Source organism: Paenibacillus sp. FSL K6-1558, assembly GCF_038002565.1.
Classification (GTDB): Bacteria; Bacillota; Bacilli; order Paenibacillales; family Paenibacillaceae; genus Paenibacillus; species Paenibacillus polysaccharolyticus.
This window is the reverse complement of record NZ_JBBOCV010000001.1, coordinates 5,080,371-5,106,627: the sequence shown is the minus strand read 5'-3', so window position 1 is coordinate 5,106,627 and position 26,257 is coordinate 5,080,371. Positions and strand designations below refer to the sequence as shown.

Annotated in this window: 22 protein-coding genes; 7 read left to right on the top strand and 15 right to left on the bottom strand. The window is 47.5% G+C overall.

Features of this window, described 5'->3' with window-relative positions:
* Positions 1-33: 33 nt before the first annotated feature.
* From MHI38_RS22005 to MHI38_RS21990, 4 genes are all read right to left on the bottom strand, one after another.
* Positions 34-996, bottom strand: coding sequence for a hypothetical protein (locus MHI38_RS22005; RefSeq protein ID WP_341181675.1), 963 nt, complete (start codon positions 994-996; stop codon positions 34-36).
* A gap of 307 nt (positions 997-1,303) precedes the next feature.
* On the bottom strand, positions 1,304-3,364 hold the full coding sequence (locus MHI38_RS22000) for a hypothetical protein (RefSeq protein ID WP_341181674.1): 2,061 nt from the start codon (positions 3,362-3,364) through the stop codon (positions 1,304-1,306).
* Positions 3,318-4,220: an ABC transporter ATP-binding protein gene (locus tag MHI38_RS21995; RefSeq protein WP_339836094.1), complete on the bottom strand. Its 903-nt coding sequence runs from the start codon at positions 4,218-4,220 to the stop codon at positions 3,318-3,320. The genes MHI38_RS22000 and MHI38_RS21995 overlap by 47 nt, the downstream gene beginning before the upstream one ends.
* Entirely contained in the window at positions 4,213-4,602 is a 390-nt protein-coding gene (locus MHI38_RS21990; RefSeq protein ID WP_090917764.1) for a GntR family transcriptional regulator, read from the bottom strand. The genes MHI38_RS21995 and MHI38_RS21990 overlap by 8 nt, the downstream gene beginning before the upstream one ends.
* A 987-nt stretch (positions 4,603-5,589) precedes the next feature.
* On the opposite strand from MHI38_RS21990, the gene MHI38_RS21985 reads away from it, so the two are divergent.
* Both MHI38_RS21985 and MHI38_RS21980 read left to right on the top strand, forming a co-directional pair.
* Positions 5,590-6,402: a futalosine hydrolase gene (locus MHI38_RS21985; protein WP_341181673.1), complete on the top strand. Its 813-nt coding sequence runs from the start codon at positions 5,590-5,592 to the stop codon at positions 6,400-6,402.
* Positions 6,399-7,241 carry a 1,4-dihydroxy-6-naphthoate synthase gene (locus MHI38_RS21980; protein WP_341181672.1) on the top strand — a complete coding sequence of 281 codons (843 nt, stop codon included), beginning with the start codon at positions 6,399-6,401 and terminating at the stop codon, positions 7,239-7,241. Before MHI38_RS21985 ends, MHI38_RS21980 begins: the two co-directional genes overlap by 4 nt.
* Before the next feature lie 178 nt (positions 7,242-7,419).
* On the opposite strand, the gene MHI38_RS21975 is transcribed toward MHI38_RS21980, so the two are convergent.
* A complete protein-coding gene (locus MHI38_RS21975; protein WP_253500307.1) occupies positions 7,420-8,052 on the bottom strand; it encodes a pyroglutamyl-peptidase I in 633 nt (210 codons plus the stop codon).
* 324 nt (positions 8,053-8,376) lie between these two features.
* Positions 8,377-9,378 (bottom strand): Gfo/Idh/MocA family protein, encoded by a 1,002-nt coding sequence (locus MHI38_RS21970; protein ID WP_154890718.1) that lies wholly within the window; start codon positions 9,376-9,378, stop codon positions 8,377-8,379.
* A gap of 230 nt (positions 9,379-9,608) precedes the next feature.
* On the opposite strand from MHI38_RS21970, the gene MHI38_RS21965 reads away from it, so the two are divergent.
* The 4 genes from MHI38_RS21965 (at position 9,609) to MHI38_RS21950 (ending at position 14,619) form a co-directional block, all read left to right on the top strand.
* Complete coding sequence (locus tag MHI38_RS21965) at positions 9,609-11,363, top strand: helix-turn-helix domain-containing protein (protein WP_186809739.1); 1,755 nt, start codon at positions 9,609-9,611, stop codon at positions 11,361-11,363.
* Between the two features lie 168 nt (positions 11,364-11,531).
* Positions 11,532-12,536, top strand: coding sequence for a FecCD family ABC transporter permease (locus MHI38_RS21960; protein WP_154890930.1), 1,005 nt, complete (start codon positions 11,532-11,534; stop codon positions 12,534-12,536).
* A 14-nt stretch (positions 12,537-12,550) separates the two neighbouring features.
* A complete protein-coding gene (locus MHI38_RS21955) occupies positions 12,551-13,594 on the top strand; it encodes a FecCD family ABC transporter permease (RefSeq protein WP_154890929.1) in 1,044 nt (347 codons plus the stop codon).
* Positions 13,595-13,656: 62 nt separating this feature from the next.
* The gene (locus MHI38_RS21950; RefSeq protein ID WP_154890928.1) at positions 13,657-14,619 is read left to right on the top strand and encodes an iron-hydroxamate ABC transporter substrate-binding protein; all 963 of its coding nucleotides are present in this window, start codon (positions 13,657-13,659) and stop codon (positions 14,617-14,619) included.
* Positions 14,620-14,827: 208 nt separating this feature from the next.
* Here MHI38_RS21950 and MHI38_RS21945 read toward each other — a convergent pair whose 3' ends face one another.
* The 5 genes from MHI38_RS21945 to MHI38_RS21925 all read right to left on the bottom strand — a co-directional run bounded on the left by MHI38_RS21945 (position 14,828) and on the right by MHI38_RS21925 (position 18,911).
* On the bottom strand, positions 14,828-15,250 hold the full coding sequence (locus tag MHI38_RS21945; protein ID WP_154890716.1) for a macro domain-containing protein: 423 nt from the start codon (positions 15,248-15,250) through the stop codon (positions 14,828-14,830).
* A gap of 59 nt (positions 15,251-15,309) precedes the next feature.
* Positions 15,310-16,248, bottom strand: a complete 939-nt coding sequence (locus tag MHI38_RS21940) for a TIGR02452 family protein (RefSeq protein WP_154890715.1) — start codon at positions 16,246-16,248, stop codon at positions 15,310-15,312.
* Entirely contained in the window at positions 16,241-16,726 is a 486-nt protein-coding gene (locus MHI38_RS21935) for an NADAR family protein (protein ID WP_154959808.1), read from the bottom strand. The genes MHI38_RS21940 and MHI38_RS21935 overlap by 8 nt, the downstream gene beginning before the upstream one ends.
* Before the next feature lie 84 nt (positions 16,727-16,810).
* Positions 16,811-17,719 (bottom strand): NUDIX hydrolase, encoded by a 909-nt coding sequence (locus MHI38_RS21930; RefSeq protein WP_154890713.1) that lies wholly within the window; start codon positions 17,717-17,719, stop codon positions 16,811-16,813.
* 217 nt (positions 17,720-17,936) lie between these two features.
* On the bottom strand, positions 17,937-18,911 hold the full coding sequence (locus tag MHI38_RS21925) for a helveticin J family class III bacteriocin (protein ID WP_154890927.1): 975 nt from the start codon (positions 18,909-18,911) through the stop codon (positions 17,937-17,939).
* Positions 18,912-19,179: 268 nt separating this feature from the next.
* On the opposite strand from MHI38_RS21925, the gene MHI38_RS21920 reads away from it, so the two are divergent.
* On the top strand, positions 19,180-20,334 hold the full coding sequence (locus tag MHI38_RS21920; protein ID WP_341181671.1) for a DUF418 domain-containing protein: 1,155 nt from the start codon (positions 19,180-19,182) through the stop codon (positions 20,332-20,334).
* 161 nt (positions 20,335-20,495) lie between these two features.
* Here MHI38_RS21920 and MHI38_RS21915 read toward each other — a convergent pair whose 3' ends face one another.
* The 4 genes from MHI38_RS21915 to MHI38_RS21900 form a co-directional block, all read right to left on the bottom strand.
* Positions 20,496-22,058 carry an ATP-binding protein gene (locus tag MHI38_RS21915; protein ID WP_260511108.1) on the bottom strand — a complete coding sequence of 521 codons (1,563 nt, stop codon included), beginning with the start codon at positions 22,056-22,058 and terminating at the stop codon, positions 20,496-20,498.
* A gap of 325 nt (positions 22,059-22,383) precedes the next feature.
* Positions 22,384-23,403, bottom strand: coding sequence for a galactose/methyl galactoside ABC transporter permease MglC (gene mglC / locus MHI38_RS21910; protein WP_154890711.1), 1,020 nt, complete (start codon positions 23,401-23,403; stop codon positions 22,384-22,386).
* Complete coding sequence (locus tag MHI38_RS21905) at positions 23,400-24,923, bottom strand: sugar ABC transporter ATP-binding protein (RefSeq protein WP_221790731.1); 1,524 nt, start codon at positions 24,921-24,923, stop codon at positions 23,400-23,402. The genes mglC and MHI38_RS21905 overlap by 4 nt, the downstream gene beginning before the upstream one ends.
* 75 nt (positions 24,924-24,998) lie before the next feature.
* Positions 24,999-26,075 (bottom strand): galactose ABC transporter substrate-binding protein, encoded by a 1,077-nt coding sequence (locus MHI38_RS21900; RefSeq protein ID WP_154890709.1) that lies wholly within the window; start codon positions 26,073-26,075, stop codon positions 24,999-25,001.
* Positions 26,076-26,257: the final 182 nt, after the last annotated feature.

The following is a 26,257-nucleotide window of genomic DNA, read 5'->3' as shown; positions in this document are numbered from 1 at the left end:
TCCCATGCAATTTTCTTACAGGATCAGGCTCATTCATTTGGATCTGTTGTGGATTTCTTGGCTTACTGTAACGTAGATCGTAGACACCTTTTGCTCTAACGTGTGAATATGTTGGCTCGCAACCGTCCATCTCTCAGCAGAAGAAACCAGGGAATTCAGGCTACTCAGCACACGTGAAGGCTCACCTTTTTTTAGGGTTTGTTTAAAGTTACGAAGCGCATCCGAGTACCGTTCTCTGGACAAACTGACTTGTTTCTTGGCCGTTTGTATCTGCTTTTTTACAGCATTTGTGCCATTTAACATCGCTCGTAGCCGCTTCACCTCCTTATTTTTCCGCTTCCTTGCTTCAGCAAGGCTCAATTTCTTCGCACGAATATCCTCACGTGCCAATTGCACCAAGGGTTTTAGCGTGTCAGCCTGTGTACGAATGGCCGAACTCCACTCTTTGCTCTGGAGAGCCTTGGAAGCAGACAATTGTTTGTTCAGTGAGCTATAAAGTTTGAATAAAGGTTCATAACGTGCCTGTGTAAGTTCCACTGACTTCTGAAGAGCAGCCAGCTTCGCTGCATCGGTATTACTGATTGCCTTTCGAAGCTGCACCAACTCAGTAGCGTTCGTTGTATGTAGTTGCTTGATCTTTTGTTCCCACATCTCTTTTTGGGAAATCCATTTCCCGGCACTTTCGTATGTCTGTAGTAAGGAACGTTCCGTTTGCGCATCTGCCTTATTCACTACTGTATTCCAGGCTTTCTGCGCAGTAATATTCAGCTCAATCCCTTCACCGTGAACTGTTGTTGCACTACATATCATTCCAATGCCGTACGTTGCAACAAACATCACACTCAATCTTCTTAAAACCGAATGTCCAACCAGTAGCTTTAACCAAAAATGAAAAAACTGCACCCACATTGACTGCCTCTTCCACGTTTCCATTGGTTGTCGAGGCAACGTAAATTGCTCTACCAATCGTTTCTTCTCCGGTCTTAAATACATCATCCTTCTGCACCCCTTTTTCTCAAAATTAGTATGGAAGTCCGCGACACTATTCACCCTGTATATATCCAATAATTGTTCCGTACAGCGTCCAGAGTAAGACTCCCTTGCAGTTCAAGATTCAACATCAGCGATCCGTTCGGCGAACGACAAAAAAGCACCCGCAAGTCAGGCCTATGCCTGCTCTTACGGGTGCTTCCCTCTTGAGCCGTTCCATATTAGATTCAGTGATTCAACGAATCGCTTGGATCTTCACTTTTTCAAATATATTCCATATATTTCATTTGGTCAAGCTGAAGTAAAGAAAAATTTAAAGATCGATTAGAATGGCTCTCATATCCTCGGTAAGATCATCCTCTTCTAACATCATATAGACGTTCTGGCCTTTATTAAAATTAAGCTTGATCTGATAGAAGATACCCTGATCGGTGTAGTAACCTGATCTTTGCCGCTGGAGCAACTGGCTGATAATTTCTTTGTTCTTGGTGGCTACTTTCTTGTTTCCTTTTAGATTTTCATCTATGAATTGCGGGTCAGGATAGACATAAATAGCTTTACCCGGGCTGTTAATCTCTTGTTTAATAAACTGGGCAGAAGCAATTTCATCTACAGAGACCTGCAACTGATCATACAATTTGTTCTCTTTGAGCCATGCAATTAAACGGGTGTAGGTTGGTTTAATCTCGTATGTGGAGCTAAGATTAGGTTGATTCAAAATCTGCTTGGACGATAATCCATCCCGGTAATCTTGATAAATCTCAGCTGATGCATACGACTCCCAATGAGATTTTTGATCTTCATACGTTTGATCTAAAATTTCTGCTTTCAAGAGAGCCTTGAACTCACGAATGAGCTGCGGGTTACTGATGTATACAGCGCGATCACTAGTCAATCTTGACCGAATCCCAACGCTGCGAACGTCATCGTCGAGTGCATAGGTTACATAACTGACTGCTTTATAATCTTCGAAGTTTTTCATATGCTCAAACTCTTGTTGAAAACGGCTCTCTTGAACGGTATATTGCCGTGATATTGTCTTTCCATTCTTCAATTTATAGTCAACCCTGACGCTCTCTTGGTCAGGTATAATCCGGCTTTGTCCCTTCTCATTCAACGTCTGACGGGAATCTACAATTTTCTGATGAAGTGCAAGAACAGCATCAATATATCCCATGTCATTAGAGTAGAATTGTTCATCATCCAGCTTTACAATCTGATTATCTACATAGATCGTATGGTCCCCGCCAATTCGAACCTTCTCGACGTTGTCTTTCGATGGCACATTTGTCGCATAACCATTCCAGTCTGCCACAGGCACGTAAAGAATAAGTGCAGTTGCAATTCCATATACAGCAAACTGTGGTAATAAGCTACTGTTCCAGATCAGCCAGGTTTTGCGAATGATCATCTCAGCTCCAATGTACCCCGCAACGCCTCCAATGATGTAACCTGCAACGCCCCATATCCGGGAATCGCCCGGGGAAATCGCTGAGAAATAGGCGCCACTAAGCAATACAATCGTGAACATAAATCCAAAACGGAAGATTGGTTTGACAATGCGAAATGCAATGGCTTGGGTTGCCGATTCTACATGGCGCTTACGGTAAAAGAGATATGATAGAGCGATCATAAGTACGGTCATCCCAGCGTAAATACTAAGTTCGCCCCATCCAGGAATCGCATAACTGAAACTGCTGACGCGGGAAATAGGAGAAATAGTCTCGATTTTGAAACGAAAAATGTTCTCCGGATAACCAAACAAAAAACGCTTCAGATGCAGTTCAAAGACTCCCCAAAAGATTACTGGAATTAGGCAGATACCGTATACGGTCAGACCCTGTAGAATAGATTGCCCGATACACATACCTACCGCGACTGTCAACGTAAACATGAACAAAGAAACGATACTTATGGTTACTCCCCACATCCAGATTGCACTGTCGTTAAAAACATAAGCGGGTTCATTCAGAGCTACGGACACCCACTTGGTAACTCCAGCCGTAATCCAGATGGGGACCAGAATCATTACATATCCGGTCATCAGGTTCATCGTGAGCAAATGTCTACGCTTCAGCGGCAGGCTGTGATATACATCCGCTGGCCCCCCTGCTTGAATGTAACGGAACAGGAACAAAGCCATCACAACCGGCACCGTAATTGCAAGAAACCAATGAAACTCCCCGTTTACTTTAAATAGAGTACTAATCTCCTCCGTATAATCTCGATACTCTGTGCCGATAAATAGCGGAAGCGTTAATAATAACAAGAGATAAACAATACCAAGCCATCCGTGCTGCCTGAAATTTTGGTACAGGATACCGCGGTTAAAGTATAATTGGTTGAATGTCATACCCGGCACCCTCCATTTCATAGATAAAAATCTCCTCCAGTGTCAGCGGCAACACATCCAGCAGATACGGATCATGCAAACGAAATTGCGCCGTAACATCTTCACGATGACCTTTAACAATATACAAAGAGACACTTCCTCTTTTTTCCTCATGCATAATATGAACCTGTTCTTTCAATAAATCAGCATGATCCGGGTGGCGGAAGGCAACCTGAATCTTGTGTGTATCAGACTTAAGGTCATCCAGATCCTTCTGCACGATAATTTGGCCTTTGTGCATGATGGCTACATGGTCACAGAGATCTTCGATCTCCCGCAAATTGTGGGATGAGATGATAATGGTCACCTGACGCTCCGCCGCTTCCTGAAACAAGAGGTTTTTGATCTGTTGGCGCATGACAGGGTCCAGTCCATCAATCGGTTCATCCATAAGCAACACCTCAGGCATACAGCTGAGTCCCAGCCATACCGCAGCCTGACGGCGCATGCCTTTGGACATGCGATGAAGCTTGCGTTTTACATCTAATTTGAAGACAGCCCCGAGTTGGTTGAAACGTTCCTCACTCCAGCTTGGATAGATTGAGCGGTAGAATGAAGCCATATGCGTAATCGAAGATTGCGGGAAAAAGTTTGGTGAATCTGCCATGAAAATAGTGCGGCCTTTCAGGTCTAAATTTTCGTATACCTCGGCTCCGTTAATGCGCACTGTTCCACGGTCTTGACGATAAATACCGGCAATGATTTTGAGCAACGATGTTTTGCCTGCCCCGTTGGAACCGAGTAAACCATAGATCGACCCCTTATTTATGTACATTGTTACGCCATCGACAGCCTTTTCCTGTTCAAAAGCTTTAACGACTTGATTCAGCTCAATCATGGGGCACCTCCTTCTCTATACGGGCCATCGCTTCTTCGAATAAAAGAGTCATCTCCGCCTTGGATAAACCGGAAAACGAAGCTTCGGCAATCAGTTTCACCAAGGATTCTCTGATCTCGTCTTTCATAGCCTCCTTCGGATGTTCCACAGATGGTGATACGAAACTTCCTTTACCCTGCACGGAATAAATATAACCTTCTCGCTCAAGCTCACGGTATGCCTTCTGAATTGTATTCGGGTTCACGGTGAGCTGTGTTGATAATGACCGAACGGAAGGAAGCTGCTCATCGGGTTTCAGAATACCGTATACGATCATTTCTTTGACTTTATCCACCAGTTGCTCATAGATCGCCTTCCGGCTACGTACATCCAATTCGAACATCCCGCACCTCCTTTCTTAACTTAGTATGTCGCCTTGCTTGTTTTTCTGATAGTGCACTCTCGGTGCACTATCTGTACTACTATTAATAATACAGTTAATACAGTTTGTCAATCTTTAACTTTAACTCCATGCCTGAATTCGGGAATAGCAAAATGTATATAAAACCAATCCATATGGTATAGTTGACATATAAAAAGAGCACAAAAAACGATCATGTTATTTTCTAAAAGATCAGAGGGATATTTCTTTCGAATTATAGTTTAACGAGAGAGCTTTTGATCGCTTCTATAAATATCGTTCCTCCTTATTTGGCTGGTGCGAATATGCTCGAAACTGGACTTGGTACGAATAAGCTCGAAAGATTGTTTTGCACCTGCTCCTTCGTTATGATGAGTTACAATGGCTTAGTATGAGTTAGGATGAATTAAGATGAGGTATAACAAGGTATGACGAGGTATGAATAAGATCAATGAATGTGAGATAGAGAGGTAGTTATGAGTTAGAGATGTGATGAGTTAAAATGATAGAATGAGTTAGGATGAGTCAGGGTGGGTTAGTGTGAGGTGGGAAGAGCTAAGATGGGATGAGTTAGAGTCAGTGTGAGTGTGATGAGTGAGTGTGAGTAACAGTATGGTGTAAAGTTTTCATTTTGCTATTCGCTATTCGCTGTTCCGGCTTTCGGAAAGGACATGATCTGTTTGTAACTTGTCCACTTGTCGTGTACATTTGGGGATTTTGTTTATCAAAAGGTGGACACTTTTCTTAAAAGAACACACTTCACCTACCAACCTACATATAGATCAAAAATAACAATTTTGATTTTCCCATCTATATATGGTGTTACAATCATTAGTGGAGGGACATGCTCTTTTGGAGAGTACTGTCCACTCTTTGAAAGACAAAAAGAATGAATTTGTTTCCATACAGTGGACATTTATATTTACAGAAATCTCTCAACGACTACAATTAAAATCGAGGTAAATAACCATGAACACAACAAAAGGTGCATTTTCAAATAAGGCCGCTTCTTCACGCATACTGATTGTAACGGCTGTGGACGCGGAAAAAGACGCCATCCTTCGCGGCTTGGGTGATGATGCCGCAACACAGTTTGATGTTATTGCAGCGGGCGTTGGCCCTGCCTCGGCCGCTGCCGGAACTGCCGCTGCCCTAGCTTTTGCTTCAGCAGCGGCACGTGAACTGGCGCACGGCAAGGCCGCGCCAGAGGAACTTGATGCGGCGCAAGGCACAGCCGCATCTTCAGGGCCGGGGCCCGTTGCCGGGACCGGCGCCAGATCATCAGCCTATGGGCTGGTGATCAGTGCCGGCATCGGCGGCGGGTTCCCCGGCCGGGCAGACGTCGGCTCCCTCGTGGTAGCCGACGCCATGGTTGCAGCCGATCTGGGCTCACAGACGCCAGACGGCTTCCTCTCTGTGGACGAGCTCGGATTCGGCTCGTCCCGTGTGGCTGCGGACGCGGTGCTTGCCGCGCGCCTGCGCCATGAGCTGCAGCGGGCAGGGCTCGCTGTCAGCGGAGGCACTGCGGTCACCGTGTCCACGGCGACCGGAACCGCGCAGACGGCCGCGGAGCTGTTACGCCGCGTGCCGGATGCTGCCGCCGAAGGCATGGAAGGCTTCGGCGTAGCAACAGCTGCGCAGCAGTTCGGCCTGCCGGTGCTCGAACTGCGCGGCATATCTAACGCGGTCGGTCCACGCGACCGCGACGCCTGGCGCATCAAGGATGCCCTGGATGCGCTCCAGGCAGCAAGTTCTATTTTACGGGAGGTTATTACATCATGAATATTGCTTTTTCCCCTTGTCCTAACGATACTTTTATCTTTCACGCTTGGGTACACGGTCTAATTCCTGGTGCACCTGAGCTTGAAGTCCGCTATGCGGATATCGATATAACGAACGGTCTTGCTGCAAGTCCAATTGGACCAGACATTCCGGAAGTGATGAAAATCTCTTATGCAGCGCTACCTTATGTATTGGAAAACTATGCTTTATTACCTGCTGGCGGTGCTCTGGGCAGAGGCTGCGGCCCTTTGGTTTTAACAGCTGATGGAACAACTGATCCGTCATACCTGTCTGGACGACGTGTTGCCGTACCAAGCGAGCGCTCGACAGCCTATCTGTTATTCCGTCTATGGGCCGCGCAAAATGTTCCTGGCGGTGTCGGTGAAATTGTCGTCATGCCTTTTGATAAAATTATGCCTGCTGTCCGTGATGGTCAAATCGATGCCGGGCTGGTTATTCATGAAGCACGTTTTACGTACCAAAACTATAACTTGCAGCTGATGACTGACCTCGGCAACTGGTGGGAAAATGACACAGGCTTGCCGATTCCGCTTGGTGCAATTATTGCCCGCCGCGATCTGGATGCTCACGCATTGGCGGGCTGGGCACGTGCCTCTGTGGAGTACGCTTGGGCTCATCCTGAAGAATCCCAAGCATATGTTATGGAGCATGCACAAGAGATGGACCCCAACGTAGCCGCTCAACATATCGACCTGTACGTCAACGAATTCAGTGCTAACTTGGGTCAAGACGGCTATGCTGCGATTACAGCCCTGCTTGGTCGTGCCATGCAAGAAAAACTGGTTCCCGAGTTTGACTTGAACTTGCTAAAAATCTAACCTTCACGTTACGCTCTCTCTGTATTGGGAGATATATGTACAATTAAAATAACCACACATATGAATAGGGCAACGCCTCTCGCCACCTTTGTGACGTATTGGAGTTGCCCTTTATATTCGTTGGATTGGTTTTCGATTGGCTAGTTGTTGCTTGCCTGGTTATCAATATATCAGCAGTTTAATTACTTGTTTCCGTCTCCGACATAACCGTGCGAATCATCGATCGCAGTGCATCCAGCATCACTGGGAGTGGCAGAGATGGGACAGAAGGTGCCTGAACAGCCATTTCTGTCGAAGCCGGAAAATGAACAAAGCCTGCTCGCACAGACAACTGTTGCAACCGAATGTAATCGAGTATCCGGTACATCGTGTTATTACATATATACGTTCCTGCCGTATTGGAGACTGTTGCTGGTATGCCTATAGCTGACATATCATTGACCATCGCCCGGATAGGCAAGGTGGAAAATAAACCATCGGGACTTCCGGCTGCAATCGGCTCATCCACAGGGCGCTGCCCCTGATTGTCCGCATAAGATCCGGGCGGAATGTCCTTCACATTAATGGCGATGCGCTCTGGCGTAATTGCCGTTCTACCTTTTGCCAACCCGCAGGCAACAACAACATCCGGCTGAAAGGCCTGCATCTCTGCAATCAGCATGTCTGCACACTCATCAAAATTCACAGGTAGCAACACGGTTTTTAATACTGCTCCCTCGATCACATCATGCGCTAATGCTTCCATTAACGCTCCCGTCGGATTGACAGCATCACCGCCAAAAGGTTCAAACCCCGAAATCAGAAACTTCATCAACTGCTGCACTCCCTCCTGATGGACTAATCCAAATGCTACAACCTGCTTCGCCTAATTAGTAACGCTACTCTTCCGTTATACAACTGCAAGGCTTGTACAACTCCAGCGCCCCTTTTTAATCAACCCGCCAACCCTTTGTTTATTTCTGCGGATATAACAACAGATGCCATCACAATAAACTAACTGGACTACATCACTTAAAGAAAACACTCGCCATAAGCGTGGGACTTCTCACACGCCCGGCATTTCCAGCGTTCCATCCAGCTTGCGTGTATCTAAGTCACTATAAATAAGGCCTTTCCCATCACTAGCCAGCGACACTTACTCCGATCTGTAGCGCAATCCCCACTGCCGCCGAACCGTGTCCATCAGCTTCATGATCTCCAGGGATTCGTCCAGTTTCATGGTATGACTCTCTGTTCGACCTTGCAGAATGCAACGTCCCGCCTCTTCTGCTTCAAATGCGTACCCGAGACAAGTCCGATCATCCACAAACTTCTCTGGCTCGTCCTGTCCGTTCACATGTAAATAAGCTTCTTTGCCTGCGAGGAAAAAAGGCAGACGAATTCGGCCCTCCGTACCATAAATGACGGCCTCATTGTTCAGATTCAAACGAATGGCACCGCTTAGTGACGCCGAACGCCCCTCGGAATAAGACAACAATATAGAGAATTGCTCGTCCACACCCGTTTCCCCAATGTGTGCTGTGCTCCATACATGTTGAGGTTGTTCACCGAAGATCATCGACGCGAAAGAGATCGGGTAAACTCCGGCATCCAGTAGCGCACCACCGCCCAGATCGGGATTAAGCAGCCGCCCCTCCGGCTCCCAGCCGATGCGGAATCCAAAGTCTGCCTGCACCATCCGTACTTCACCAATACGACCTTCCGCAATCCATGCCCGTGCCTGTACAATCGGCGGCAGGAAGCGTGTCCACATGCCCTCCATCAGGAAAAGTTTCCGTTCTCGCGCCGTTTCCACGAGCGGCTCCAGTTGACGTGAGTTCATCGTAAACGGTTTCTCACAAAGTACCGCTTTGCCCGCTTCGAGGCAGGCCATCACATTTTCCTTATGTACCGGATGCGGCGTTGCCACATAGATGATATCCACCTCAGGGTCTCGCAGCAATTCATCATATGAAGCGTAAGCGCGTTCAAAACCGTATTCGGTTGCAAATTTCTCCGCACTACCTGCAGTTCGTGAACCAACCGCTGCTTTCACCGCATTTCCCGCATGTGCCAAATCCTTGGCAAACTGGGATGCAATCCATCCCGTGCCCATAATGCCCCATCGTACCTTATCCTGTCCCGCTGTCTGTGTCATACGTACATCCTCCCTACTACCAATTTGCGTATTACAAGGTTCATGATTCAGACCAGCCAACATGGTATCTCTCTTATTTTACCAAAAAGAAACGTTTTCGTCAGAAAAGCTTGCTTCCCTTTATCACATTTCAATTCCGCAACAGATTTGCTAAGATAACTTGGAGACACATAATGAGCACATGTACCCTGTTGAAGAACACAATGATCCCAATGAAAGGAAGGTACGCTATGATCTCTGAGCCAAATCAAGGCCATAACCGCATACCTTCAGATGACGAACTGACTGTACGCCCTAGCGGCAATTTAAATCATATAAATACACGTGCAACGGCTCGCAATGAACTTCACCAGTTCCTGGATCATGCCTTGGTTGAACTTCGCCGGGCAGAGCATGTTAACACACAGCAACGTTTCCGGTGGCAGACGGACGAACTCCCGAATCATACCTTCATCTATATACATCGCTTCACGGGAACACAGATTGTGGATGCAGAGCCATCCCGTGTTGTTCGCAAAGCGGCCTGTTTGTACCCACCCGGAACCCGTTTGGAACTTGTGTCGGATGTCGATCAAGATGCCGAGCTGTATATTCTTGAATTTGACCTGTTTCGAGTGACGGAGAAAACAGAAGCGAAGCGCATCTATGAACGTGAACTTCATTCACCTGTTGCCGGATGGATTCGAGGTCCCTTTTACGGCATTCAACGGATCGCTACCCAACTGATCGAACTTACACATCCCGATAACGAAACAGCATCCCGTGAAATCAAAGCACAATTACTATTAGCCGAGCTACTCTATCTACTCTGGCCTGAAGAACATGCAAGCCCTACGGATGAATCGGAGCAGGATGATCCGGAGTCCTGGTTAAAATCCACATTGCAATATATACAGCAACATTATATGCATGAGATTAAGCTGGATACCTTAGCCGAACTGGCCGGCATGCATCCGTCGTATTATTCTCAACTGTTCAAAAGCCGAATGCACAAAAATCCGATCGAATACATTACTCATTTGCGTATGAACCGGGCGAAGGAAATGTTACTGACCTCCGATCTGCGTATTCGTGATGTCGCCCGTGAGGTCGGTTACCGTGACGAGTTTTATTTCAGCAGACGGTTTCGTAACTATGCCGGTTATGCTCCAACGGCTTATGCCAAGCAAGTTCATCGCAACATAGTGTCACTCTCTTATCCCTATACCGATCATCTGATGACACTTGGCATCACACCCTGTGCAGCACAGATTCAAGGCCATCTGCCACATCTGCCCCGTTCGCTTACCATGCCTTTTCATGCCTATGAACCGTGGGAACAAGGACGGCAGGCATTTCTCGATGCGAATCCCGACCTGATTCTGACCAAAGATAACGCTACGGCTAAAGCGATGGAACATATTGGTGATGTTGCACCCATCATAACCATTCCATGGAACCAGACCGACATGTTCGGCCATTTGGAACAGATCGCTTCGATTGTAGACCGGACTCAGGCGGCCAAAGAATGGCTGGACAAGCATGAGCGCAAAGCAGAGCGTGCGCGCAAGAAGATCAAAGAAAAGGCTGGCAGCCTCACTGTAGCTGTAGGTACATTAACTTCCAAAGGGCCGCGGATGTACAGCCACCGTAACTTCGGTCATGTGTTTTACCGAACGCTACAACTCAATGCACCTCAGCGTATTCAGACGGAACTGAACGGCAAGGCTCCCGGGATCGGCTTCAACTGGATGCCTTTCACACCGGGAGAATGGGACGGTCTGGAAGCCGATGTGCTTGTACTTGCGACAGACAACCTGCATCACCCGGCAACATTATTGCAAAAATTAAAGAATGATCCGCTATGGAACAGCCATCCCGCCGTTCGCAGCGGCCGTGTGCATCTTGTAGATTGGAACGCTTGGGTTGTGTACGCTCCATATTCCATTAACATCCAGCTTGAGGAAGCGCTCTCGATGTTGACGAACAGGCCCGCACTTTTGTAATCTAAAAAATGTCCATTTCCCAAATCTTAATTTATGCCATGTACGGGCCTGGATTAAGATTTTATAATATTCACTAATTGATAATGATAATCAATAACAACGAAAGATGTTATTTGTTATAAAGGAGTGACCCGTATCCAACATCCGGGACTGCCTCATCGCCCGTCCATGACTCAACGATCTGCAGTCACCGTTGGGCTGATGTTTCTGTCTGCCATCGCGATCCTGCTGATCAGCATGTTTGTTGCCATCTCATTAGGAGCCAAAGGCTTAACACTGGAAACCGTGTGGACAGCCATTTTCCAGTACAACCCGGCTCTGACACCGCATCAGATCATTCATGAATTGAGACTGCCACGCGTGCTTGCTGCCGCTGTGATTGGAGCAGCTTTTGCTGTAGCCGGAGCCTTGATGCAAGGCATTACCCGTAATCCACTGGCCGACACCGGCATCCTTGGCATTAACGCTGGAGCAACGTTTGTCGTCGCATTAAGCTTTGCGTTCTGGCCGGGATTATCTTATGGATGGATTATGCTTTTATCGTTTATAGGAGCCGTGCTCGGTACATTGCTCATCTTTCTGCTGGGCATGGCTGCCCCAGGGGGCTTGAGCTCCATTAGGCTCACGGTGGCTGGTGCAGTGATTGCCGCAATGCTCGGTTCTCTGAGCACAGGAGTAGCCATTTATTTTGATCTGAGCCAGGATCTGGCCTTCTGGTATGCGGGAGGTTTTGGAGGTATTGAATGGCGCCATCTGAAACTGATTCTTCCGGTGTTGCTGCTCACACTACTATTAACCATGCCGATCGCACGTCGTGTTTCGCTGATGTCTCTGGGGGAAGAGGTCGCCATTAATCTCGGGATGAACCTGCGCTGGACTCGCTTTCTTGCTCTTGCCGCTGTCGTTGTGCTCGCAGGGGTGTCCGTCTCCGCTGTAGGTTCGATTGGATTTGTAGGGTTGGTTATCCCTCATATCTCCCGTAAACTGGTTGGCGTAGACTATAGGCTCATCATTCCGATGTCTTCCCTGCTCGGGGCGATTCTACTTGTGCTCGCTGATCTCGGGGCACGCATCGTGAATCCGCCTCAGGAACTGGCGGTAGGTATTATGGTCGCTTTTGTCGGTGTACCGTTCTTCCTCTATCTAGCCCGTAAAGAAAGGAGGGCTTTGTAGTGAAGAAACAGGGAATGAAACTCCTCTTCAGATCCCCTTTAGAGAAGTTTAATCAGACCTCTCGGGGCAAAAGAGCCGTACTTATCAGCTCTGTTCTGCTGTGTCTCGCAACATTGGTGATTCTCATCAGTCTGAATACAGGCACAGTTCGCGTATCCCCACTGGCCGTGGTGCAGACCTTGCTGGGACAAGGGAGCGAACAGGATCAGATCATCCTGTTTGACTACCGATTGCCCCGCATTCTGGTTACCGTTCTTGCCGGAGCTGGATTGGGTATTGCAGGTGCTGCGCTGCAAGGCATTACACGTAATGCACTTGCCGATCCGGGGATTCTGGGCTTGCATGCCGGGGCGGCTTTTGGGCTAATGATTTTTGTCAGCCTGTCGTTCAGCATGGATACCTCAGTAGCACTGTTGATCCCACTCTTTGCTTTTGCCGGCAGTGTAGCTGCAGCGCTGATTATTATGCTACTGTCCTATGATCGAAACAGCGGCGTATCACCAATTAAACTGATTCTGGTCGGCATTGCTGTTGCTGCTGGATTTCATGCGCTTACGCTCTATCTGTCGCTACGTCTCGACGAGGACACGTATTCCTTCGCTGCACGCTGGCTTGCAGGCAGTGTATGGGGTCGAGACTGGATTCATGTCCAGGCTTTGTTACCTTGGACCGTAATCTGCATCGCCTATATCTGGAGCCGTTCCAAAACGTTGGACGCCTTCCATCTAGGCGATGCCGCTGCGACCAGCATCGGCACACCTGTGCGCTCGCGGCGCATCCTGCTTCTGCTCTGTGCCGTTGCCTTATCTGCGGTCAGCGTATCTGTCGCTGGAGGTATTGGCTTCATTGGACTCGCCGCCCCGCATCTGGCCCGCAGACTGGTCGGGCCACTGCACCGGCACTTGATTCCCGCCGCAGGACTGATCGGCATGGTGATTCTGGTAACGGCCGATACGGTCGGCCGGACAATATTTGCACCAAATGCCATACCAGCGGGTGTTGTTGTAGCCGCGATTGGCGCGCCCTATTTTTTATACCTGCTGGTACGAACGAAATAAAGCTATCCAAAATATGAATTTCATCCATGAGATGTTTAAGGAGAACGCGAATTATGTTTATGTTGAAGAAAAATCTTATGCTTATGCTTATGCTAACGATCAGTTTGGTGCTGGTACTTGCAGCCTGCGGAACGGCCAAAACGTCCACATCGGGCGCGAACGATTCAAACACCAATGCTAACACAAACACCTCCGCAGACGATTCAAATAGCACTGCTGCTTCAGGTGCACCACGTATCGCTTCCATGTCCATCCACCTGACCAATGATTTGCTGTCCCTCGGGATCACGCCTGTCGGTTCTGTCATCGGCGGGGAAGCGAAAGGTTTCCTGTCCCATGTGGCTGATCGCCTGAAAGATACAACGCCACTTGGCCCGGTCAAGGACCCTGATATGGAAGCACTGCTTGCACTTAAACCGGATGTCATCTATCTGGATGAGGAATTCTCCGGTGACGATGTGGCCAAATTCGAAAAAATTGCACCTGTACATGTGTTCAATCTGGACAACGGCACATGGCGGGATCACCTGAAAGAGATTGGCAAACTGGTAAATCGCGAGAAAGAAGCGGAGCAGTATATTCAGGACTATGAGACAGAAACAAAAGAAGTCCAATCACTGATTCATGATCAGATCGGTGACGGCACTGTCATGGCTATTCGTGTCACAGCCAAGGAATTACGCGTATTCAGCACACGCCGTCCTATGGGCCCTATTTTGTACGATGATCTCGGACTGACTCCAGCCAAAGGCATCAAAGACATGGATACCTCCAAGCCATATCAGGTCGTATCCCGTGAAGTGTTGCCAGACTATGATGCCGATGCGATCTTTGTCGTGGTTAACTCAGATGATGAAGCCCAAACGATGTTCAAAGAGCTGCAAAGCAATCCAATCTGGCAAGGGCTGAAAGCGGTCAAAGCAGGCCACGTGTACCCGATCGGGGCACAGCCTTGGCTTGATTACTCTTCCATCGGGAACAAAATGGCTATGGATGAAGCAAAAGAGATGTTTTCCAAAAAATAAACCAAGCTTCGCCTATTCATAAAAACAACAAAAAACCTCGCTTCAGTAACGGAAGTGCGATTGCGAGAGCACAGGGCATATGATTCATGCTCCGAGCTTAATGAATACAGGGATCAGACTTCGTAATAGTCTTACTCCCTGTACCTCGCACGCTTCCTTACCCAGCTGAGGTTTTTTCTTTTAGATACAACATACCGATTGTACTCGATCATACTGTGCATACAACGATCTCAATATCCATCTCCGCAAACGTATTCTGAATAATTACGCTGACCTTCTCCCACTTCAATCTGTCCAACCCGCAACCGATTCGAGGCATAGCCAGCCCAGTAATTCCCTGTTCTAAGCAGACATCCCGCATAGACTCAACCGCCTGGGTTAATGATGCATACGTAGGTTTATTCGAAAATTTGGCTTTGGTCACAAGATTCAGCGTCCTTCCAACCGGATAACATCGCCCAATCTCCAGCGGCTCCAGCTTCGCTTGCTCCTGAAGAGTCCGTAGATCAAACCGCTCTCTGAATTGCACCGCGATTCCTTTACCCATTCTCGCATCGGCGGATATGCAGTGTGCCAGCGCATAGTGATGCTCTAGTTCAAACAAATCCTGCTGTCGTTCATGAAATTGCATGTTAGTTCCCCTTTCTATGACATGACGTCCGTGCTTTCTCCTACTTCACCTGCTCACACTCATGCTAGCAGACGCTTGAAGGTCTCCAACGTTCGCTGTCCTGCACTCCGGTCATATATGGCAAATACGATGTGATCAAAGTAGTCCCTGTATCCTTCTTCATCCAAAACCTCGGCAATATACGATGCCACCTGTGCCGGTTCATTCCGGAACACACCACAGCCAAAGGCCCCAAGTACGATAGTTCTATGACCTTGTACAGCGGCAACCTCCAATATATATCGAATGCGTTGCTTCATGACCGACTTGATCTCTGCATCTGTTGCTTCCTTCCGCTCTTTGACTACACCTGTATTTACCGCTGGAGCGGTGATAAAGGCCGTTGTGTAATATTGATCCAGCAATCGGTCGTAGTCGTCACGGATCACGGGAACATCTGGAGAATAGATCATATGGTCTGAATAGAGGCACGTACGTTGCTTGCGATTGTACTCATACATCTCTGTCATCTGGGCAATACATGGATATAGCCCTGTTGCCCGTGCCAAGCTTTCCTCCTGAGCCTGACTTCCACCAAGGAAACCACCACCCGGATTTTTGGCCGATGCAAAATTCAGACAAACTACATCCGTTCTGCCTTCCTCTAAGGTTAGACGCGCTGCTGCTGCCAGCGTCGTTTCACCGGTTACTTCCATCCGGGCCGGGTTTCCTCCTTTGCGCAATTTCTCCCCTAGTTGAGAAAGCTCCGAGGGCCTATAGAGAACTGAATTTTGAATGGCTTGCTCCATGTCTTTCTTGATATGAACAGCACGATCATAACCGTTTACATACACGCCTTCCTCCAGAATCTCCAGCGTCTGATGTGCTATACGTGAGCGTCCGGAACGAGAGCTAACGCCAGTCTTATCTGTTGATGCGTTAGAATTACGAGACCCGGTGGTCGTATTATTTGAATTACTGATGTTGCTGTGTTTGTTTTGTTTATCGAAGTTACTCATGTCGATCCCTTCCTATCTCTTCTCTCAGACGAGTAAGAATCTCACCTAGCCAGTTCGTTCCTCGCCATGTTTTTCGGTTACGAATACGCGGATCTTCCTCCGCCAGCCCCACACCCCAGATCCGATCATCCGGGCTTGCCTCTACAAGTGTTGTGCCTTGGGTGGCGAGCAAAGCCGCCAGTAAATCCTCGTTCTGTGTAAATTTTGCCTGATTGCCTTCATAGACAATGCGCTGGCACTCGCTTTCCCATATGGTCTGGTCGAAACCTGTGACCTGGCGCCCCAGCTTTTTTTGTACCGAAGCCGAACGGGTCTTCATGATTTTATCCGCAATCTGTTGATCGCCAAAGAGCAGTGCTTTCTGATGCATCATATATTGCTCTGCACTTGTATACTGAACCCCGTCCACCGTAAAATCAGCCTTAAACCACTGGGAGAACGGCGATGCTGTCTGCCAGAAAAACGTAAACTTTTCCATACATATCACCTCTTACTTCGTTCCATTCCAAACGATTGCTTACATCCTTCGGATTGAACTATTTCTACTCATGACTAACTCCAACTACAGTACTTCTCTCTCCGGATTTAATCGGTACAGCCGGGATGGCCGATGACCCGCACTGCTTGTATATTCCCCCGTTTCAATCACCCAGTCTGCCATTTTGCGCCGAAATGCAGCTGCCAACAGTTTTCTGCCGCTAATAATCTCATACACTTTCTGCAACGCCGTTAACGTGAATTTCTCCGGCATCAGATTAAACGCGATATCCGTATATTCAATCTTGGAACGTAGCCGCTCCAGCGCGTAATGAATAATTTGGGCATGGTCGAATGCGATCCCTTGAACATCCACCAAACTCAACTTGCTGTTCCGCACTCGCCCTTCTACCTGCTCTGTGGTCTCCACAGTGGCTGACAACTGTTCTGTTTCATTGCTCAAAATAAGCTGCAATCTGCGCCCTGTTACCCGGCCGCGTTCATGAATATGACGTTTCTCTTCAATGAGTTTCTGCTCTACCCGGAACCAGCTTGCGTCGCTGGCATCATCACCCGCCTGAAGCTCCAGTTCACTGCTGTCCACCAGAGCCATATAAGAGCAACTAATGACCCGTGTGCGCGGATCGCGGCCTACATCTCCCCATGTATACAGCTGTTCCAGATAGATACCGTCCAGTCCTGTCTCCGTATGCAATTCCCGACGGGCAGCATCCTCCAGTGATTCATCCATGGAGACAAATCCCCCTGGCAGTGCCCATTGCCCCAGGTAGGGGTGACCTCCCCTGCGAATCAGCAGTAAACCAAGCTCCGGTTCCGCCAGCTTACGGTAATTTTCCTGTTCTCCGCTTCGAATCGTAAATACGAGCATATCCACAGTAACCGAGGGACGTTCGTATTCTCCGGCATCATAGGTTTTTAAAAACTCTTCCTCGCTAATGTTGACTGGATCAAACGCTTTGTCTCCATGAGACATGGTTCATACACCTCATCCTGTTATTAACAATATGTTATTAACAATTCGTTAATAACAATGTAGCATACTCGTAGGGAGCAGGTCAAATCTTCCATAAAGCCAAAAAGCCGCCACCTTTGCTCTACACTTTCATAGCAAAGGTGGCGGTTAACACACCCGTTTAATATTCCATAGAATTTATAACGCGGTGCAGTCTCAGAGACCCACCTAATCTTTCTTAAAACACGCTATCCGGAACGTAGTATATTTTCTGCCCACTGGATTTATTTCCTGGATCGGCAACAATCAGAAAGTAGACGTTCCCGTTCTTGTTTTGTACACCCTCGATTTCGTGTTTTCCGACATTCGTTATTTTTACAAGAGACTGATACACGCCTGAACTGGAAATTTTAGCAATCTGAGGTGTATCTCCTTCGGCCCCGCCGGATGTAAATATTTGAGTCTTACCGAGCAAGTCTACTCCTTGGAATGACCCATTTGGCCGAATTATTCCGCTGCCCGACTGCGTGAAACTGGAAACAGCCGCCTTAATTGCCGCAGGGCTGTCCATGCGAACCTGCTTGTTTTGATCAAGCAACCTGTTTAATGCAGCCGTATCATACACAGACCAGACTACCTTATCCGTGTTGGACTTTCCGCCTTCCCTCGTTTGAATTCTGAACACGGTGTAGTTGCTGTTGCCACCGCCATCCACTCGGTATGTCGTTCCCTGTTTCGTACCCTTTTTATTCGCATAGTTCATATAAGTAAACCGATGAAGGTCGGTATAATCTACAGTTTTGCCAGCAGCATATTGAAGTCTAGCTACTTGAAGTGACCAGACGTTATCAGATGATGAATCCGCTTTGGAGCTAAAATAAAAATAGTTCGCTCCGTTGTACGTATACATATCCAGCGTCTGGCAGTGCCCGCTGTTCGTAATCGTCATATGATCCACGTATTCGGCATTATTGCCTTTGATTAGTAGTCTGGATAGTTGACATGTCGTATTCACCCGCTGCGTTACGTATACGTATTTGTCTGCTATATAAGCCTTCTGCACCACCCGGTTAAATTTGAGTCCTTTGAGGTTATAAGCCAGTTTTGCTGAAGCATTTACGGTTTTTCCTGGAGAAGCTGCAATAGCCGGGACCACAGACATCATAAATAGCATTACTGCCAGAAAAGCGGCTACGATCGTTTTCCACTTCATTGCTGCAAGGTTGAGAGATTGTTTTTTAATCACATAGGTGCCTCCTTTTTCATTAAGTACGGAATACATCGGATATGTTAGGTGGTCTCTGAGACGATACCGCATTCAATAGATAATACCATATTTTCCAAATTACGAATCATAAATTGCACATCACGAAACTACTACTTCTCCAAGAACCTAATTTCCTTTAAAATTGAATAATTCTTTTTAGTACATTTGTGTTATATTGTTTTTAATTCATATGTACCAAAAAAAGGAGGACTTCATGAAACGAATTGCCCTACTCGATATTCTTAGGGGTTTTGCTATTATTGGCACCTTGGGAACCAACATCTGGATTTTTGCTTACCTTGGTGATCTGAACCTGGTATTCGGTAACGCGCTTGAGCCGTGGTGGAGTTCAGGAGATCGCCTGATGCAGACGATCATGCTCATCTTGGTGAATGGAAAATTTCTTGGTATGCTCACTTTGCTATTTGGAGCCGGCATGGAATTGAAACGCCAAAAAGCAGCTCGTGAAGGCTACGCATGGCCCGGTGTCTATATCTGGTCATGTGCACTTCTGCTGCTGGACGGACTATTGCACTATATTTTGGTAATGGAATATGACGTATTGATGAGTTATGCCATTACTGGCATGATTGTTTCGCTGATTATTCACCGCTCCAGGCGCTTTATGCTAACGATGATGGTGATTGCAGGAGGCATACATGTGATCGGCGTTACGGGAATTACAGCCTTGCTGGCATTTGAATCCGGTTCATCCTTCAACGGTATGGATACCCTTACACACCTGTACGCTTCTGGAACGTGGTGGGAACAAGTGCTGTTCCGGTTGCATAACTTTGGTTTTTTCCGTGCAGAATCGATAGCTATTATCCCACTGAATGTTTTTCTCTTTCTACTAGGAGCACTGCTTATGAGAACGGGAGTATTTTCTAACGACGAGTCCGGACGCCGTAAGCGCCGTAAACTGATGATGATCGGGCTTGCGGCAGGTATTCCTCTAAATCTGCTGTTGCTTGTTCCCGGTGGAATTATGGATGTTTGGGTACGCTATATCAGCGCGCCAGTACTGACCCTCGGTTATCTCGGAATTATTGCTTATGGATTGGAAAAAGGTCTTTTCCCCAAGCTGTTCGAGCGTTTCGGTGAAATTGGCAAGATGGCGCTGAGTTGTTATATCGTACAGAATATCATCGCCTCTGTGCTCTTCTATGGATGGGGACTCGGTCTGGGCGGACGCCCATCTTCTCTATTTATTTTGCTGATATGGCTTGGCATTTGTGTGTTATTAATGCTATTCTCACACCTCTGGCTACGCAAATATCCACTAGGTCCAATCGAATGGTTGTGGCGCAGGTTGTCGATCTCCCCTTCTCCCAAACCCGGAAGTACGTCTCAAGACACATCTGTATAAATGCGTTTCGCGCAAATAAGGGCATCCCGGAACTCCATCGATGATTGATCGTAATCAATGACCGATGGAGTTCGTAGGATAGCCCTTGTTTATTCCATACTGCTAAACAACCCAGCACGCCTTATCCCCCCTTTTTGCGCTGGTCTGACACACAACACTAACTATTCGCCCGATTCCACAGGCAAACACAAGGTGAACGTGGAACCTTCCCCCATTTCACTGGAAACGGTAATACTACCGTTATGGTCCTGAACAATTTTTTGGCAAAGTGCTAGCCCCAATCCCGTTCCCTCCTCTTTTGTTGTGAAAAACGGGTTGAAAATCGCGGTTAACGAACGCTCGGGAATCCCGCTCCCCGTATCCGCTATGGAGATCAACACGTTATCCCCTTCCTGTATCATATCGATATGTACCTCTCCGGGGTCTGACATCGCTTCAAAAGCATTACGAATCAGATTGATTAGAACTTGTACAATTTTATCCCGATCCATGTTCACACAAACCGACTCATCCCGCACATGAAGGGTAATCCGATGTCCTCTGGAAGCCGCATCCGATTCGGTCAAAGACATAACACGCTCCAGACAATGTGCCAGCTTCTCCGGTTTCATATGATGGGCTTGAGGTTTGGAAAATTGTAAAAATTCTCCCGTTAAATCGGTGACTCTGGTGACCTCACTCATAATAACTTCATACCACGGTGCGATATTAAAGGATTGCCCACGTGACAGTTGCAAAAATCCTCGGATGGCGGTGAGTGGATTACGGATCTCATGGGCCATCCCTGCAGCAAGCTCACCTACAGCACGCAGTCTTTCGGAACGGAACACTTCCTCTTCATTTTTAATCCATTGACTACGCTGTTGCTCGATCAGTTGATCTTCCGCAATGGTCATGAATTGTTGCAAGGTCTGTGATAACCTCGGATAACGCGATATGCTATAACTTACTTGCAATCCCTGTAGCTGATTAGACAACAAGGAAGATATCCGTTCTTCGATATAAGGTATTTGCGGCAACACAATGGCAAACCTGTCACCAGCATACCTCGATATGCCATAAGCTTCGGGGAACTGGTTCGTGATCTTTTGTCCGATACCCGTAATGACTGCACACCAGGGATCATCTGATCCTTTTTTGTAACCACTAAAATTATTAACATTCAAAAGAATCAAGAGGAAGGATCGTTCTTCCTCCAACGTCTTATGAAGCACCTGCATGTATCCTTCATAATTTAACAATCCCGTAAGCGGATCATGAAGGGTAAGAAACCGATTTTTTTCCCGAAGTTTCCGTTGTTCAGACTCACTGTTCATTAAAGTATGATATAGCCAAATAACCACTACCGCGGTCAGCAAATCAAATAATGACACCAGCAAACTGTATGGTTCTATCGGAACATATGACAACCTGATGATCGTATACTGGAGCATAAGCAGCAGCGAAATCGGCAAGGTCTGTACCATTCTCTGCTTGTCCTGAATCATTGAAATGATGAGCATATAATAGAGCAGATTACACCAGTTTAATTGACTGAAATAATGAAATGCACCAAGGATTAACCATTGAATCCATGTTAAAAATGGATAACGCCGTTCCGCCCATATGCTGATAATTAGCAGAATGCCTGTGACGATCATCAAGGTTGGATGCGATGCTTGTCCCAGTACAGTAGAGGATACCATGACAAGCAGACAACCTATTGGGAAAATTACCATCTTCATTGTGTAACTTAGCAAATAGCCTCGCCCCCTTAGACAAAAGTCACACTTTCAAACATATACACAAATATTATATCGATTATGATTAGCCGATGTTGTCGATTATTGGAAGATGTTAAAATTCGCAAGAATATATAATTTTCACAAACAACAGGACATATGAATGCATTGAAATGTAAAAATGTGCACATTAATATTTCCGTACGTATCTCGCAACGCAAAATTCATCATAAACTATTCAAAGCCAGCTCTCGAGGGATGAGGGCTGGCTTCTTTGTTGTTTTTCCATATTAGGTAACTTGTTCTGGAAGAATAAGCGGATTTCCTATTATTTCTTAGCCATATATTTTCGAATATCAAACGCTACAGCTGCAACAATAATCAACCCTTTAATAATCAGTTGCCAGTAAGGACTTACCCCGATAAAAGTAAGGCCGTAGTTAATGACGCCAAAGATCAGCACGCCTGCCATCACACCGGGTACAGTTCCGATTCCTCCAGCCGTAGACACCCCGCCAACAACACATGCAGCAATGGCATCCAGTTCGTACATATTACCGTAGTTGTTCGTTGCTCCGCCGGTACGAGCCGCTTCCAGTACTCCGCCCAGTCCATAAAGCGCCCCAGCAATCGCGTACAACGCAATCAGGTTTCGAGCGACGTGAATACCGGATACGTGAGCGGCCTGAATGTTTCCGCCGATGGCATACATATTTTTACCCAGACGGGTTTTGTTGAAAACAACCCAGCAGATCAGTGCTACTCCAATGGCGATGAGCACGATGTAGGGGATCGAATAGCCTCCACCCAGATCAATATAACCTGATCCTATTGTCGTGAAATCCGGTCTAAGCCCTCCGATGGGTTGCGACTGGTTGGGTTCTGTATCGAAGTAGATCGAGTTCAGACCATAAACAGCGACCATCGTACCCAGTGTGGCAATAAAAGGGGGGACATGTAGCTTGGCAACGATAAGGCCATTTACTAAACCAACGAGCAACCCTGCTATGATGCCGATTACGATCGGCAAGCCCACCCATAATTGCGGCAGATCCGGGAAAAAGCGATTGGCATACGTATCAATCTGTAACATCGATGCCGATACCACTGCTGTCAGACCAACTACGCGTCCAGCCGACAGATCGACGCCTCCCGTCACCAGGATGAACGCCGCACCCAGTGCGATAATCGCGCGAGTGGAAGATTGTTGTAAAATATCTCGCAGGGTGGAAAATGCGAGAAAGTTCGGATCGGCAATGGCGATACCGATAACAAGCAGGATCAGCACAATAAAAATCGCACGCTGAGCCACATATTGCTTCACTTGATGAACAAGGGTTGTATTCATTTGTGTTCCTCCTGACCAGCCATCCGCTGCTGCGCGGCCAGCCTCATAATATGCTGTTCTGTCGCCTCGGCTCCGTCCACAATACCGGTGAGGCGTCCTTCGCTCATGACCATAATGCGATCTGACATCCCTAGCAATTCAGGCATCTCGGAGCTGATCATGATAATGCTTTTGCCTTGCCGGGCCAGTTCCGTAATGATCGTATAGATTTCGAACTTGGCTCCAACATCAATTCCGCGTGTGGGCTCATCCAGCAACAGAATCTCAGGGTCAGTCAAGAGCCAGCGAGCCAGCAGTACCTTCTGCTGATTGCCTCCAGACAAGTTCCGAATGAGCGTGTTAACTGAAGGCGTTTTGGTTCTGAACTTTTGCGTCTGTTCCCGTGCCTCTTCCCGTCCCTTCTTCTCGTCCAGCAAACCCAGACGATTTCGGTAACGACCAAGGCTTGCGATAATCGTATTCTCATAAACGGATAACACGGGGAATATCCCGGTCACTCGTCGCTCTTCGGTTAATAGTGCTATGTTATGACGCTTGGCGGCAGCGGGCGAGTTAATCTTCACCTTGCGACCATGAATGGTAATCGTACCGGAAGCCAGTCCTCGCAGTCCAAATAAGGATTCCATCAGTTCCGTCCGCTGCGCACCTACCAAACCGCCAATGCCAAGTACCTCGCCTTTGCGCAGATGAAACGAAACATCCCGGAACGAATTCGGCTGATTCGACGTCAGACCCTCTGCTTGAAGAATGACTTCACCAGGGACATTAAGCCTTTCCGGGAATCGTTCACTTAAATCACGTCCAACCATACGTGTAATGATCAGGTCTGTCGTCAGATCCGCAGCATCCCAAGTGCCTACAACAACTCCATCTCGCATAATAGTCACTTCATCCGAGATCGTTAAAATTTCCTCCATCTTGTGTGAGATGTAGATGATGGACACGCCGCGGCTTCGCAACTTATTGATGATCGTAAACAATTGCTCCACTTCTTTACCCGTAAGGGATGAGGTCGGTTCATCCATCACAATCACTTTGGAGTGAAACGATACCGCTTTGGCAATTTCCATGGATTGAATTTTGGACACAGACAACGTTCCAGCAAGTGCCTTCGGATCAATATCCAGATTCAAATCCTGAAACAGTGCCAGCGTATCGGCATACATCCGTTTCTCATCCACCAGAAGCCCCTTCATCGGGAAACGTCCCAACCATATATTTTCCATCACCGGACGGTGCGGAACCGGATTCAACTCCTGATGAATCATGGATATACCCTGCTGTAATGCGGCCTTCGAATTCGGTATTTCTACATCCTTGCCTTCGATGCGCACTGTGCCTGCATCGGGACGATACATCCCAAACAAACATTTCATCAAGGTTGACTTTCCCGCCCCGTTCTCGCCCATCAACGCATGAACGGTTCCCGGCTTCACCTTCAGTGTGACTTCACTGAGCGCCTGCACGCCGGGGAATGCTTTGGAAATCCCCTTCATCTCCAGCAGATAAGGTGACTGCATCTTCTATCTTCCCCTTTCATCTGACCGGCAAAAAAAGGACGCTGCCAAGATGACATACGTCCCTCTCTGCTACTATTATTGGGCGTCGGCAATGTTGTCTTTCGTAATTTTTTTGTAAGCAATCCAGACATATTTCCCGTCTGTAATATCAAATTTGGTATTTTCTTTGGTTGGTGTCTCGCCTTTGGCAAGAACAGCCGCCAGCGCAACCGTTGCCGCTCCCTGATTTTTGGCATCATTCAGCACGGTGCCCAGCATGGTACCATCCTGCAACGCCTGAATTGCTGGAGCTGTAGCATCCACACCTACGACAGGCATCGTTTTGCCATCCTTGAAGTAACCCGCTGCTTTCAATGCTTCAATCGCACCAAGTGCCATGTCATCATTGTTCGCCAGTACCGCTTCGATTTTGTCGCCATGCGAAGCAAGGAATGCCTGCATTTTCTCTTGGCCTTTTACCCGATCCCACATCGCCGTATCTTCGGCCAGTGCTTCAACTTCAATGCCGGCATCCTGTATGGCTTGAACCGAATATTTGGTGCGTAGCTCGGCATCCTGATGACCCGGTTCACCTTTTAGCATGACATATTGCAGCTTGCCATCGCCGTTTTTATCAGCTTCCGGATGTGCTTTCCAGTAATCCACGATCAACTGACCAGAAATTGTACCGGACTCTTCCGCTTTCGCACCGACATAATACACTTTATCCCACTTGTTCATGTCCTCTGCTACAGGCTCACGGTTCAGGAATACTACCGGAATATTAGCCGCTTTCGCCTTGTCGATAATGACACCTGCTGCGGTCCGGTCTACCGGATTCACCGCCATGGCATTGTATTTCTTGGATACAAACAGGTCGACCTTCTCGTTCTGTGTCGGCTGCGCATTCTGACTGTCTACAATATCAAGGGTAGCTACGCCCTCCGCCGCTGCAGTCATTGCGTTCCTTACTCCTGTCATAAACGTATCGTCAAACTTATAGATGGCAACGCCAATTTTCGGGTTTTCCGTTTGCGTTCCGGCTTCCGCCTTCGTGCCACTGTCTGTTCCCGCGCTTCCGTTCCCACCAGCGCTGTCTCCTCCGTTGCTGCACCCTGCCGCCACAGCCATGCACACCGTAAGCAATAATGTCATCCACGTTTTCTTTTTCATTCTTCATGACCTCCCCCAAGTTCATTCGGCTTTACCGATGTCTTTATTATGAAAGGGTTTACATTGTTTTCGAATACAATATCTTCATCTGTTCTATCGAAATCCTCATCAGTTCATCTATTCTATATAAGTTGAACTAAAAGTTTTTTACACGGTCCACTCCGATGACAGAATAAACTGGA

Coding starts and splice junctions, on each gene's coding strand:
- MHI38_RS22005 (WP_341181675.1), bottom strand. CDS start 996: ATGATGTATTTAAGACCGGAGAAGAAACGATTGGTAGAGCAATTTACG.
- MHI38_RS22000 (WP_341181674.1), bottom strand. CDS start 3,364: ATGAAATGGAGGGTGCCGGGTATGACATTCAACCAATTATACTTTAAC.
- MHI38_RS21995 (WP_339836094.1), bottom strand. CDS start 4,220: ATGATTGAGCTGAATCAAGTCGTTAAAGCTTTTGAACAGGAAAAGGCT.
- MHI38_RS21990 (WP_090917764.1), bottom strand. CDS start 4,602: ATGTTCGAATTGGATGTACGTAGCCGGAAGGCGATCTATGAGCAACTG.
- MHI38_RS21985 (WP_341181673.1), top strand. CDS start 5,590: ATGAACACAACAAAAGGTGCATTTTCAAATAAGGCCGCTTCTTCACGC.
- MHI38_RS21980 (WP_341181672.1), top strand. CDS start 6,399: ATGAATATTGCTTTTTCCCCTTGTCCTAACGATACTTTTATCTTTCAC.
- MHI38_RS21975 (WP_253500307.1), bottom strand. CDS start 8,052: ATGAAGTTTCTGATTTCGGGGTTTGAACCTTTTGGCGGTGATGCTGTC.
- MHI38_RS21970 (WP_154890718.1), bottom strand. CDS start 9,378: ATGACACAGACAGCGGGACAGGATAAGGTACGATGGGGCATTATGGGC.
- MHI38_RS21965 (WP_186809739.1), top strand. CDS start 9,609: ATGATCTCTGAGCCAAATCAAGGCCATAACCGCATACCTTCAGATGAC.
- MHI38_RS21960 (WP_154890930.1), top strand. CDS start 11,532: ATGACTCAACGATCTGCAGTCACCGTTGGGCTGATGTTTCTGTCTGCC.
- MHI38_RS21955 (WP_154890929.1), top strand. CDS start 12,551: ATGAAACTCCTCTTCAGATCCCCTTTAGAGAAGTTTAATCAGACCTCT.
- MHI38_RS21945 (WP_154890716.1), bottom strand. CDS start 15,250: ATGCAATTTCATGAACGACAGCAGGATTTGTTTGAACTAGAGCATCAC.
- MHI38_RS21940 (WP_154890715.1), bottom strand. CDS start 16,248: ATGAGTAACTTCGATAAACAAAACAAACACAGCAACATCAGTAATTCA.
- MHI38_RS21935 (WP_154959808.1), bottom strand. CDS start 16,726: ATGGAAAAGTTTACGTTTTTCTGGCAGACAGCATCGCCGTTCTCCCAG.
- MHI38_RS21930 (WP_154890713.1), bottom strand. CDS start 17,719: ATGTCTCATGGAGACAAAGCGTTTGATCCAGTCAACATTAGCGAGGAA.
- MHI38_RS21925 (WP_154890927.1), bottom strand. CDS start 18,911: ATGAAGTGGAAAACGATCGTAGCCGCTTTTCTGGCAGTAATGCTATTT.
- MHI38_RS21920 (WP_341181671.1), top strand. CDS start 19,180: ATGAAACGAATTGCCCTACTCGATATTCTTAGGGGTTTTGCTATTATT.
- MHI38_RS21915 (WP_260511108.1), bottom strand. CDS start 22,058: ATGAAGATGGTAATTTTCCCAATAGGTTGTCTGCTTGTCATGGTATCC.
- mglC (WP_154890711.1), bottom strand. CDS start 23,403: ATGAATACAACCCTTGTTCATCAAGTGAAGCAATATGTGGCTCAGCGT.
- MHI38_RS21905 (WP_221790731.1), bottom strand. CDS start 24,923: ATGCAGTCACCTTATCTGCTGGAGATGAAGGGGATTTCCAAAGCATTC.
- MHI38_RS21900 (WP_154890709.1), bottom strand. CDS start 26,075: ATGAAAAAGAAAACGTGGATGACATTATTGCTTACGGTGTGCATGGCT.